The organism is Burkholderia puraquae (assembly GCF_002099195.1).
In the GTDB taxonomy this organism is placed as follows: domain Bacteria; phylum Pseudomonadota; class Gammaproteobacteria; order Burkholderiales; family Burkholderiaceae; genus Burkholderia; species Burkholderia puraquae.
The window spans coordinates 243,199-255,235 of record NZ_NBYX01000009.1; the positions used below are offsets into that span (position 1 = coordinate 243,199).

The window sequence follows — 12,037 nt, forward strand, 5'->3', positions numbered from 1 at the left end:
GCCATGGCGGAAATCAACCTGAAGAAGGACGCCGTCTCCGCAGAGACGGACCGCGTCAAGGCGGAGGCCGAGCAGATGTGTCCCGCATGCGAACACATGCTGTGGGTGAGCTTCTATTTCGACGGATTCGGCTTCGGCGAGAAGGATGGTCCGCGAACCAACATCCTGAAGCTGTTCAATGCCGCGTACGACAAGAAGAACAAGAACATGCGGCGCTTCTATTATCCGGGACTCGGCGCGGATTTCGACCCCGAGGCCGGTGTGCTGCGCGAGGTCCTGAAGGACAAGGCGACGGATACGGTCAGCGAGAAGGCCGGCGACAAGCTCAAGGAGCAGACGGTCGACAAGGCCAAGGAAAAGGCGCAGAAGGCCGCCGAGGATGCGTGGAAGCAGAGCGGCAAGATCAGCAATCCTACATTCGGAAATCGCGTGAGCGACACGTTCGATACGCTGGTCGGCAAGACGAAAGACGGCTTGGGCGACGCGCGCAAACGGATCGAGCGCGCGATCGAGCGGCCCGGGTCGGAAAAGAATCGCGCACTGCGCTATCTGCGGCACGAATGGAAGGGCTTCTGGCGCGACGTCGTCAAGTATCCGTACCGGATTCCGAAAACCGTGCTGAAGGAAGTCGGCAAGGAATCGCTGGGCGCGCTGGCCGAGTCGTTCCAGCTCACGCGCGATACGAAGCTGGGCGCCGCGCTGTTCAATACGGGCGTGGATACGCGCCTGAAGGCGGCGGAAGAGGATTTCAAGGCGGCGGTGGCCGGTGCGAAGCAGGCCGGCACGGTGAACAGGATCCATGTCGCGATCTTCGGCTACGACATGGGCGGCGGCCTTGCGCTCGCCTTTGCCAAGCAATTGCTCGACGAGGTGGCCAAGGGCGGAAAATACGACGGCGTTCAGGTCAAGATCAAGTTCATGGGGCTGTTCGATTGCGTGACGAACCGCTTCGACGACAACCTGCTGACGGGCTACATCCCGCTGAGCAACGCGGTGTCGTCGGATCTGATCCTGTCGCCGGACATCGAGAAATGCGTGCACTACGCGGCCGCTCACGAACTGCGCGTGTACAAGCCGCTGACGATGCTCGGTGTCGACCCGGCCGACATGCGCGGCCGGCGGCAGGAGCGCCTGTTTCCCGGCGCGCAGGTGGACGTGGGCGGCGGCGCGATCGAAGGCGAGGACGGCATTTCCGACAAACTTGCGCGCGTGCCGCTCGAGATGATGTACCACCGCGCGTACGGCGCGGGCATTCCGATGCCGAGCCTGACCGCGCTGGCGAACGAGGACGGTGCGCTGTATCAGCAGATCGTCGCGCCGCCCGAGATCCAGAATTTCCAGCTCGACTACCGGCTGGCGGTCAAGAAGCTCGTGGCGACGACACGCGAGATTCCGCCGCTGACGCCGCTGGGTACCGGCATCGGCTATCCGTCGGCGCCGCTCAAGCCGTCGATCGGGCCGCTCGATTTTCTCAACCCGAAGCCCGTGCCCGACATGACGGACGGTTGCCGCGTGCCCGATCCGGCGCCGCCGCGCCCGATCGTCGTGACCGATTTGCCGAAGGATATCCAGGGCGAGCTCAAGGGCCACATGGTCGTCTATATCCAGTGGCTGCGCATGTGGTACGACCAGGCCGAGAATCGCACGGCCGCGGCACAGCGCAAGCCGGGCTGGCTCGGCGGTGCGGCCAATCCGCTGGCGTACGGGCGTTACGAGAAGCTGGTGCGCGAGATCGATTACCAGAAGCAGCACGGTACGCGCCCGGGATACGGGTTCGATCGCAAGCAGGCAATGAAGCAGATCGACGGCGAGTTGCCGCCGTCGATATTCAACACCGACCCGCAGGCGCAGGCACTGTTCTGGCTATGGAACAATCCGGGCGAGCGCCTGCCGCAGGTCGAGGCGATGTATCCGCTGTTCGTGAAGCACGTGCACGACAGCATGGCCGAGAGTGACGTCGAGGCGGTGTGGAGCCACCTCGTGTCGATCAAGAACTACATGAATACGCGGGCGATGCAGAAAATCGCGACCGCACCCGACAAATCGTTCCTGGACCGCGTCTCGGACGTGTACCAATCGCTGGTGTCGACTGTATCGGCACCGTCCGGCACGACGGTCGCTCGATAGTCCGGTAGTCCGCCACACTCGCCGACGCCGGCTGCCGATACGCAGCCGGCCCGTGCGTTACTTCGAGATGTACCAGAGCGCGTCGGTGCTGACGCGCGTAGCCTGCGGTGCCGCAGCCGGTGCCTGGGGCGTTGCGGCCGGCGGCGGCGTGTTCGACGTGACCGCGGTGGGCCACGTGGCCGGCTGGTTCGACGGCGTCGACGCGGGTGTGCCGTTCACCGTGCTCGAGGTCGATGCCGATCCTGACGTCGACGGCGTGTTCAGATACCAGAGTGCGTCGGCCGACGCCGGTCGCTTGGCCGATGCATTCGCAGCCTGTTGTTTCGCTGCTGGCGCCGTGGTGGCCGTTGCCGTCGTCGCGCCCGAACGCTGCGTTCCCGTTCCAGCCGCGCCCTGCGCGGTCATGCCTGCGGCCGCCGCACCCCGCTGCGCGCGCGCTTCGAACGGCCCGAGCTGGAAGATTAACGTTTGCGCGGGACGCGTCAGGACGGCATACGGAAACTGCAATTCCCACGACATCAGCACGCGCCCGCTCGACGTCTCGGTGAAGATCGCCGGCACGTGCTTCATGTCGCTGAACTGCACGTAGACGCGTGCGCCGTCGTCGAATACCTGGGTCGGCTTCGCCTGGTCCGCACCCGTGACCGTCCAGCCGAAGTTGTACGAGCCGGCCGGGCCGGCGGGGCCGCCCTGCGGCGGCGCCGGCGGGGCCGACGATATCGTGCGCGGGCGCGTGACCGGCGGCGCGGACACGCTCAGGCTCGCGAACGGGTTGTACGCCTCGGCCTGTTGCGGCGGCGTAAAAGAGGGGGGCAGGATAGGCATGGGAGTATCCGGCGAATCCGGCATGGTCCGGATTGCATCATAGACCTTGCGCGCATACGCGAGGCGCTTGTCTGGCGAGGCGGAGTTATATGCGCCGATCGCGTTCCAGTTGGGGCCGAGCTGGCGGATGTTCTGCGACAGGATCCACGCACCGACATACGCGTTCGTGCACGCATCGAACAGGCTTTCCCGCGTGATGCCCTCGCGCGCGAGCGTCGGCAGCCACGTGCTGTTGATCTGCATCAGCCCGATATCGACCGTGCCGTTCGTATTCGTGTTGACGGCGCGCGGATTCATCCCCGATTCGACCTGCGCGATGCCGCGCATCAGGCTGACGCTCACATGCTGGAACGCGGCTGCGTCGTCGAGGCAATCGGCCCGCGCGACGCCGTGCAGCGCGCACGACATCGCGATCGTCGAGGCGATTTTCAGCGTTTCGCGGCTGATCGGACGGGTTGTATGACGCGGCATGGCAGGATGGGGCGGAATCCGGCCGCCCGGTGCAAGGAAATTACGCAGACGCGAAGTGTGCCATAGCGGGGAGGCAAATGGCTCGCGTCAAACTTTCCTTTGCATTTGTGCACGCGTTCGCCACGCATTTTTATTGCGTCCGGTCACAAGGTACAGCGAAGCATTATCGGTAAAAATGGCCGGATTTTCGGGCGAATGCCGGAGCAGTGGCGGCGCCGGAATACTGACGCCTTGCGTCATTCGTCTCGGGAAATCGGTGCTGAATCGAACCGGATGGAAATTGCGCGGCAGTCGATATCCGGGTTGGAAAGGGCGATGAAACGGCGATCCGGAATCATTGGCGGCCGAAGCCGCCATGTCGGTCGATGCGGATTCGACCGGCCGCGCCGTGCGCAGCCGGCCGTTTTCGATCAGAAGCGGTGACGCAACCCGAGGTTGACCATCGTCTGCGAACTCGTGCCCGCATAACCGTACGAACCGATCGACGCCTGCGCGGCCATCGAACCGCCCTTGCCGTCGCCGGTCTGGCCGCTGGCGTGCTGGTACGCGGCGGTCAGGTAGACGTCGGTGCGCTTCGACAGGTTGTAGTCCGCGCCGGCCGATACCTGGTGATAGGTGGCCGACGTGTCGCCGCCCGAGCGTGTATAGCTGTAGCCGACGCCGACCAGCAGCGCGTTCGTTGCCTGGTAGTTCACGAAGCCTTGCCCGGTGTTGTAGTGCTCGTTCGAGCCGAACACCGAGCTTCCATCGCGGCGGTACTGCGCGTTGCTGTAGCCGAGGCCGAACGTGAACGGGCCGGCCACGTACTGGCCCGCGACGCGCGCGATGCCGATCGAATGCGCGCTCGCATAGCCGCTGTTGATCGGGCCGTCGAACGTGCCGTCCGACGAACTGGTCCAGCCGCTGCGCAGGCTGTTCGATGCGGGGCTGTTGGTCGCGTGGAAGTAGCCGCCCGCGACGCTGAACGGCCCGTTGTTGTACGACACGGCGGCCGAATACGAATTTGCGGCGCCGGTGCTGCCCGCGATGCCGCCGAACGAATACATCGCCGAGAACTGCAGGCCCGCATAGACGGCCGACGTGTACTTCACCGCGTTGTCGACGCGGAAGCTGTTGTCGTAGTTGTCGACGTCGCCCGGGGTCGCGAACACGCTGCCGAGATAATTGTCGGCGGTGATGCCCTGCACGAGATCGACGAGCGGATCGTACTGGCGGCCGAACGTGAGCGTGCCGTAGCGGTCGCTCGTCAGGCCGACGAACGCCTGCCGGCCGAACATGCGGCCGCCCTGGCCCTGCCGGCCGTTGCTCGGGTCGAAGCCGTTCTCGAGCTGGAACAGTGCCTTCAGCCCGCCGCCGAGATCCTCGGTGCCTTTCACGCCCCAGCGGCTGCCGGCCAGGTTGCCCGCGCTGCTGTTGCCGAGCATCCACGCGTTGTCCTTGCCCTGCGCATGGTTCACGTAGGTGATCGACGTGTCGATCACGCCATACAGCGTGACGCTCGACTGCGCATGCGCGACGGGCATCGCCGCGAATGACGCGATGGAAATCAGCGAGAGGGTCGTGCGTTTCATGTCATCTCCTTGCGCATTGGCTTGTGTTCGTGATCCGGAATGGCAGGAGACTACCGAGCCCGATTAAAACGGCAAAAATGAAATTCTCTTTTGTGGCCTGATGCAGACAGGGATGCCCTCTGATCGCTGCAATCGAGGGATTTAAATTATTGAAAATTGCGTATCAATTGATCGTCATTTCGCGATTTCGCCATTGCGGCTTGCATATCTCGCGATAATTTCGGGCAATTCGGGGTGGAATCAAGGTGGCCGGGATATTGTTATCGATCCGTCAAATAATTATTGAATGAATCGAATTGGCCGGGCTGTAATGAATGTGTTATCGACACGCCGCGTGCGCCCGGCGGCGGCATCGCGACGGGGGCGTCCATTCCGGTCTCATTGTCGCCGGGTGCGTGGAAGGCCCATGCTTGAGGGCCCCAGCGAGACCGCTATCGGCGCACCGCCCGCCGGAGCGGGGCAGCGGCCACTGCGCATCGGGACTTCGGCCGACGGTCCGGTTTTGTATATAATAATCATTCTCATTTACAAAATCGTTGACGCCTGCGCACCCTCGGAACCCGGCCATGTCTGCTGACAAGCTGTCTCTCCATCGAGAAATCGACGCCCTCTACACCGGCCACCACGCGTGGCTGCGCGGCTGGTTGAGCCGGAAGCTCGGTTGCGCGCACCGCGCGGCCGATCTGGCGCACGACACGTTCATGCGCCTGCTCGCGCGCGACGAGCCGATCGGCGCCGACGAGCCGCGTGCGTTCCTGACGACGGTCGCGCAGCGCGTGCTGAGCAACCACTGGCGGCGCGAGCAGATCGAGCGCGCGTATCTCGATGCGCTCGCGCAGCGCCCTGAAGCGTCTGCCTCGTCGCCGGAGGAGCGGGCCGTCGTGATCGAGACGTTGCTCGAAATCGACAGGCTGCTCGACGGCCTGCCGCTCGCGGCGAAGCGGGCGTTCCTGCTCGCGCAGCTCGACGGGCTCACGCAGGCCGAGATCGCGCGCGAGCTCGGCGTGTCGCTTGCAACGGTGAAGCGCTATCTCGTGAAGGCCGGTACGCAGTGCTTCTTCGCGATGGCGGCCTGACCGATGGCCACTCCGGGAGTGCCGGCGGTGCCGCCGCAGGTTGCGCGTCGGGCGGTCGAATGGTGGGTCGACCGGCAGGCCGGCCGTACCGATGACGCGTTCGATGCCGCGCTCGCGCGCTGGCGCGCGGAGGATCCGGCGCACGACGCGGCATGGCGTCATATCGAAACGATGCAGCGCAGATTCGGCGGGCTGGCGGCCGGGCTCGACCCGCAGGCCGCGCACGCGGCGCTGCTGCCGCCGCGCGCGGGCCGCCGCCGTGCCGCCGTGAAGGCGCTGGCCGTGCTGTTGTTCGCCGGCGGTGCCGCATGGATGGCCGAGCCCGCGCGGCGCGCGGCGGTCTGGCCGGCCGACCTGCGCACGGCGGTGGGCGAGCAGCGCACGGTAACGCTCGCGGATCGTACGGTCGTCGTGCTCGATACCGACACGGCGCTCGACGTGCATTTCGACGACGCGGCGCGCCGCCTGCGCCTGCTGCGCGGCACGATCATGGTGACGAGCGGACGTGACGATCGCGTCCCCGCGCGGCCGCTCGTCGTCGCGACCGCGCAAGGCGAGTTGCAGCCGCTCGGCACGCGCTTCGCGGTACGGCAGCGCGACGGCGCGACGAGCGTCGAAGTGTTCGCCGGCGCGGTGCGCGTGCAGCCGGTCGACGCGACGGCCGGCACGCGCGTGATCGCGGCGGGAGAGGGCGCGGACTTCACGCGCGATGTGGTCGGCGCGCCGGCACCGCTCGATGCGCATGCGTCCGCGTGGACGGGCGGGATGCTCGTCGCGTCGCGCATGCGGCTGGCCGATCTCGTCGCCGAACTCGACCGTTATCGGCGCGGCAGCCTGCGCTGCGATGCAGCCGTGGCCGACCTGCGCGTGTCGGGCACCTATCCGCTCGACGATCCCGCGCGCGTGCTCGATACGCTGAAGGCGACACTGCCGATCGATGTCCGCTACCTGACGCGCTACTGGGCGACGGTCGTGCCGGCCCGTTCGTGAGCGTGTCGAAAAAATTTCCGCCGGCCTGAGCTGTTTCTCGTTGTTCGCGTGACATGGGTAATGAAAGCAGCACTGGCCCATCGTCCACCGACCTCCCGATCATGGTTTTCATCCGTCTCACGTATCGGCGCCGTCCGGCGCCTGCCCGACATCTGCCGTGCGCGCCGCACCCGGCCGCACCCGTTGCGCCGGGGCGTCTCGCGCGCCGGCTGGCCGGCGCCGTCCTCGTGTCGGCGCTGCTGCCGCTGCCCGCGCTGGCCGACACCGACCCCGATGCGGCGCCGGCCGCGCAGCGCGCGGCACGCCGCGCGTTCGACATTCCGGCCGGGCCGCTCGAAGCGTCACTGAACCGGTTCGGCCGCGACGCGGGCATCCTGCTCGCGTTTCCGGCCGAGCTGACGGCCGGCCTGACGAGCGGTGGCGTGCAGGGCCGTTTCGACGTCGACGGGGCACTCGACCACCTGCTGGCAGGCACGGGGCTCGTCGCGTTGCGACAGCCGGGCGGCGGTTACACGCTGAAGCGCGCGGACGGTTCGGTCGCGCGGCCCGTAGCGGCCGGCGCGGCCGCCGGTGCCGAGTTGCCCGCGATCAATGTGCGCACCCGCGCACTGCGCGCCGAAAGCTATCGCGCGCCGAAGGAGGCGGGCGTGCTGCGTTCCGATATCCCGCTGCTCGACACCGCGCAGGCCGTCAACATCGTGCCCGCGCAGGTGCTGCGCGACCAGCGACCGCGCAATCTGGACGACGCGCTCGGCAACGTCAGCGGCATCACGCAGGGCAACACGCTCGCGGGCACGCAGGACACGATCATGAAGCGTGGCTTCGGCGGCAACCGCGACGGCTCGATCATGCAGAACGGGATGCCGCTCGTGCAGGGGCGCGCGTTCAATGCGGCGGTCGACAGCGTCGAGGTGCTGAAGGGGCCGACGTCGCTGCTGTACGGGCTGATGGACCCGGGCGGCGTGGTCAACGTCGTCACCAGGCAGCCGCAGCTCAAGCGCTACAACGCGATCTCGCTCGGCGCGTCGACGTTCGGGCACGGCAAGAACGGCGGCAGCGCGACCTTCGATTCGACGGGGCCGGTCGGCGATTCGCGGCTCGCGTACCGGCTGATCGTCGACCAGTCGAACGAGCAGTACTGGCGCAACTTCGGCGAATACCGGCAGACCTTCGTCGCGCCGTCGCTCGCATGGTACGGGCGCGATACGCAAGTCGTGGCGTCCTACCAGTACCGGAAATTCCATTCGCCGTTCGATCGCGGCACGGCGCTCGACCCGCGCACCAACGCGCCGCTCGACATTCCCGCGCGACGGCGCATTGACGAGCCGTTCAACAACATGGACGGCGAATCGCACCTCGCGCAGTTGAGCGTCGATCATCAGTTCAATGCGGACTGGAGCGCGCATTTCGGCTACAGCTACAACCGCGAGACCTATGACGCGAACCAGCTGCGCACGACGGGCGTCGATCCGGTGAAGGGCACGATGACGCGCAGCAACGACGCGACGCACGGTTCGCTCAGCACCGACAGCTACGGAATCGGCTACGTGAATGGCAAGCTGATGCTGGGCGGGATGCAGCACGACGTGCAGGTCGGCTTCGACACCGAATACCGTCGCATCTATCGCAAGGACATGCTGCGGCAGGCCGTGAAGACGCCGTTCAGCTATATCAATCCCGTCTACGGGCTGCTGCCGCCGTCGAGCACGGTGTCCGCGAGCGACAGCGACCAGACCGACACGCTGCACGATGCGTCGGCGTTCGTGCAGGACACGATTCACCTGACCGACAAGTGGATCGTGTCGGGCGGGTTGCGCTACATCACGTACAACCAGGTTGCGGGGCGCGGCCGGCCGTTCGTCGCGAACACCGATCTCAGCGGCTCGAAGTGGCTGCCGCGCGCGGGCGTCGTCTACAAGTGGACCGATACGTTCTCGCTGTACGGCAGTTATTCGCAATCGCTGAAGCCGTCGTCGTCGATCGCGCCGATGACGGGCTACATCATCGACGGCGCGACGCCGCCGGAGGAAGCGACCGCGTGGGAAGTGGGCGGCAAGCTTGACCTGCCGGGCGGGCTGACGGGCACGCTCGCGTTCTTCAATATCGACAAGAAGAACGTGCTCGTGTCGCAGTACAACGACGCGACCAAGCTGACCGACTGGCGCACGTCGGGCAAGGCGCGTTCGCGCGGGATCGAGCTCGACCTGTCGGGCAGGATCGGCGAGCGCGTGAACGTGATCGTGAGCTACGCGTACATCGACGCGAAGACGACCGAGGATCCGCTGTACACGGGCAACCAGCTGTGGAACGTCGCGCGCCACACCGCGTCGCTCGCGGCCGTCTACGACTTCGGCACGCTGGTCGGCGGCGACGACCTGCGCATCGGCGCGGACGTGCGCTACGTCGGCGCGCGGCCCGGCGATTCGGCGAACAGCTTCACGCTGCCGTCGTACGTGCTCGCCGATGCGTTTGCGACGTACGACACGCGGATCGGCAAGCAGAAGCTGTCGTTCCAGCTCAACGTGAAGAACCTCTTCAATCGCACCTACTACCCGTCGAGCGCGAACCGTTACTTCGTCGCGATCGGCGATGCGCGACAGGTGTCGCTGCTCACCACGCTGCAGTTCTGACCACGCAATCGCCGCGCAGCCGTCACGGCGGCGCGCGGCTTCGGAGACGATCCAGATGAACCGGAACATGAAGACCGGCGCCGCGCGCGCCGTTGCCGCCGGTGCGCGGCGTCGCGCATTGCGCGCGATCGCGGGCTCGATGCTCGCGATCGGCGCGGGCCTTGGCCTCGGCGCAGGTATGGCCGCCCCCGCGTTGGCAGCCGATGCATCGCAGGCCGTCACGCGCGTCGCGATGCTCGTGCAGCTGCGCGGCCCGAACCTGAAGGTCGACGAACGCATCGGCCAGCATCTCGGCGAACGCGGCTACGCGGTGCGCCTGATCGACGAGTCGTCGACGCCCGATGCGGCGCGCGATGCCGACCTGGTCTTGATCTCGTCGACGGTGTCGTCGAAGAACGTGCGGCCCGGCTGGCGCACGCTCGACAAGCCGCTCGTGACCTGGGAAAACGACCTGCTCGACGATCTCGCGATGACGGGCAAGCGTCACGACGTCGACTTCGGCGAAACGGGCAAGGAACGCTACCTGTGGCTCGTCAACGCGCCGCACCCGATCGCGGCCGGGCTGCCGGCCGGCGCGACGAACGTGTACGGCAAGCAGGCGCCGATGAGCTGGGGCAAGCCGGGGCTCGGCGCGATCACGATCGCGACCGTGTACGGTCAACCCGACAAGGCCGCGATCTTCGCGTACGAGAAGGGCGCGACGATGGACTACGAAGCACTCGCGCCGGCGCGCCGCGTGATGTTTTTCCTCGACAACGACACGTTCGCGAACCTGTCGCCGGCCGGTGTCGCGCTGTTCGACGCGGCCGTCGACTGGGCGGCCGGGCGGCGTTGAGCCGCAACGGCGTCGCGCGCGGCACGACTCACTCCATCCGCCGCCGCGCCGCCGCTTCGATCAGTTGCGCGAGCATCTGCGCCGGTTCCGACATCGTCCGCCGCGCGCGATGCACGAGCCCGATGTCGCGGTGGAACGTGTGATGCCCGAGGTCGATCGCGCGCACGCCGGCCGGCCAGCGGCGATAGACGGCGGTCTGCGGGACGATCGCGACGCCGACGCCGTTCTCGACCAGCTTGACGATCGCGTCGAGCTCGTCGAGTTCGCACGTGTCGCGCACCGCGACGTGCATCTTCCTCAGAAAGCGATCGACCTGGCGGCCGCCGAACGACGCGCGGTCGTAGCGCACGAACGGCTCGCTCGCGAGCAGTTCGGCCCAGTCCTTGCCCTTCACGCTGCGTGGCACGATCAGCCGGAACGGTTCCTGCGCGAGCGTCGTCCAGTGCAGGTCGCTCTGCAGCGAAAACGGCGGCCGGATGATCGCGGCCATGTCGATCTCGCCCGCGTCGACCCGGTTCACCAGTTCGATCGACAGCCCCGGGATCACGCGGGTCCGGCACGCGGGATGCCGGCGATGGAAATCGGCGAGCGCGGCCGGCAGCAGTGCGCTCTGTACCGACGCGATCGCGCCGATCGTCACGCGCACGCTGGCCGGCGAACCGGGCGCCGTCGAGCTCAGGTTTTCGTACAGGCCGAGCAGTGCCTGCGCCTGGTCGAGCACGTGATGACCCATCTCGTTGAGCCGGGCCGACCGGCCTTGCCGGTCGAACAGCGCGAAGCCGAGCTCGGCTTCGAGACGCTGCATCTGCGCGCTCACGGCTGCCTGCGTGAGCCCGATACGGTTGCCGGCTGCGGCGAACGTGCCTTCCCGGGCGACGGCGACGAGGGTTTTCAGTTCGCGGATCATTAATCAATTCTGTTTGTGAATGATGCAACTATATATTGATTTAATTTTTGCTTGACCTTGACTACCATGGTGCCGTCCTCGCGCCACGCGAGCGTTCCTTCACGAGGCAACCATGAGTCTTTCCCCGTTTCACCTGGCGATCCCGGTCTACGACCTGCCGGCCGCACGCGATTTCTACGGCCGTGTGTTCGGGCTGGAAGAGGGGCGGTCGAGCGCGCAGTGGGTCGACTTCGACTTCTACGGTCACCAGCTCGTGATCCACGAACATCCGAAGACTGCCTCGCAGGAAGGCGCGCATACGAACGCGGTCGACGGTCACGACGTGCCGGTGCCGCATTTCGGGATCGTGCTCGACTGGCCGAGCTGGGAAGCGCTGGCCGAGCGGCTGCGATCGTTCGGCGTGACCTTCGTGATCGAACCGTATGTGCGGTTCCAGGGGCAGGTCGGCGAACAGGCGACGATGTTCCTGTTCGATCCGTGCGGCAATGCACTCGAATTCAAGGCGTTCCGCGATATCGGCCAGTTGTTCGCGAAGTGACCGGCGGCGCGGTCAGCGCCGATTGAAATTGGGTGCGAGAATGCGGCCTCCGGCTAGGCTGCGCGCA

At 66.5% G+C, this 12,037-nt stretch carries 9 protein-coding genes; 6 read left to right on the forward strand and 3 right to left on the reverse strand.

Going from position 1 to position 12,037, the window contains the following annotated elements; all coding sequences use genetic code 11:
- The first annotated feature begins 3 nt into the window (after positions 1–3).
- Entirely contained in the window at positions 4–2,127 is a 2,124-nt protein-coding gene (locus tag B7G54_RS19435) for a phospholipase effector Tle1 domain-containing protein (protein WP_085040544.1), read from the forward strand.
- A gap of 57 nt (positions 2,128–2,184) precedes the next feature.
- Here B7G54_RS19435 and B7G54_RS19440 read toward each other — a convergent pair whose 3' ends face one another.
- Together B7G54_RS19440 and B7G54_RS19445 are read right to left on the reverse strand one after the other, a co-directional pair.
- Positions 2,185–3,423: a lytic transglycosylase domain-containing protein gene (locus B7G54_RS19440; protein WP_085040545.1), complete on the reverse strand. Its 1,239-nt coding sequence runs from the start codon at positions 3,421–3,423 to the stop codon at positions 2,185–2,187.
- Positions 3,424–3,833: 410 nt separating this feature from the next.
- The gene (locus B7G54_RS19445) at positions 3,834–4,994 is read right to left on the reverse strand and encodes a porin (protein WP_085040546.1); all 1,161 of its coding nucleotides are present in this window, start codon (positions 4,992–4,994) and stop codon (positions 3,834–3,836) included.
- A 566-nt stretch (positions 4,995–5,560) separates the two neighbouring features.
- Here B7G54_RS19445 and B7G54_RS19450 point away from each other — a divergent pair.
- From B7G54_RS19450 to B7G54_RS19465, 4 genes are read left to right on the forward strand one after another with little or no spacing between them, the layout of a single operon-like run.
- A complete protein-coding gene (locus tag B7G54_RS19450) occupies positions 5,561–6,070 on the forward strand; it encodes a sigma-70 family RNA polymerase sigma factor (protein ID WP_085040547.1) in 510 nt (169 codons plus the stop codon).
- 3 nt (positions 6,071–6,073) lie between these two features.
- Positions 6,074–7,060 (forward strand): FecR domain-containing protein, encoded by a 987-nt coding sequence (locus B7G54_RS19455; RefSeq protein ID WP_085040548.1) that lies wholly within the window; start codon positions 6,074–6,076, stop codon positions 7,058–7,060.
- 53 nt (positions 7,061–7,113) lie between these two features.
- Positions 7,114–9,690 (forward strand): TonB-dependent siderophore receptor, encoded by a 2,577-nt coding sequence (locus B7G54_RS19460; protein WP_085040549.1) that lies wholly within the window; start codon positions 7,114–7,116, stop codon positions 9,688–9,690.
- Positions 9,691–9,745: 55 nt separating this feature from the next.
- Complete coding sequence (locus B7G54_RS19465; RefSeq protein WP_085040550.1) at positions 9,746–10,525, forward strand: hypothetical protein; 780 nt, start codon at positions 9,746–9,748, stop codon at positions 10,523–10,525.
- Positions 10,526–10,553: 28 nt separating this feature from the next.
- On the opposite strand, the gene B7G54_RS19470 is transcribed toward B7G54_RS19465, so the two are convergent.
- Complete coding sequence (locus tag B7G54_RS19470; protein WP_085040551.1) at positions 10,554–11,432, reverse strand: LysR family transcriptional regulator; 879 nt, start codon at positions 11,430–11,432, stop codon at positions 10,554–10,556.
- A 112-nt stretch (positions 11,433–11,544) separates the two neighbouring features.
- Between B7G54_RS19470 and B7G54_RS19475 the strand changes: the two genes are divergently transcribed.
- Positions 11,545–11,970, forward strand: coding sequence for a VOC family protein (locus tag B7G54_RS19475; protein WP_059863468.1), 426 nt, complete (start codon positions 11,545–11,547; stop codon positions 11,968–11,970).
- The last annotated feature ends 67 nt before the right edge of the window (positions 11,971–12,037 follow it).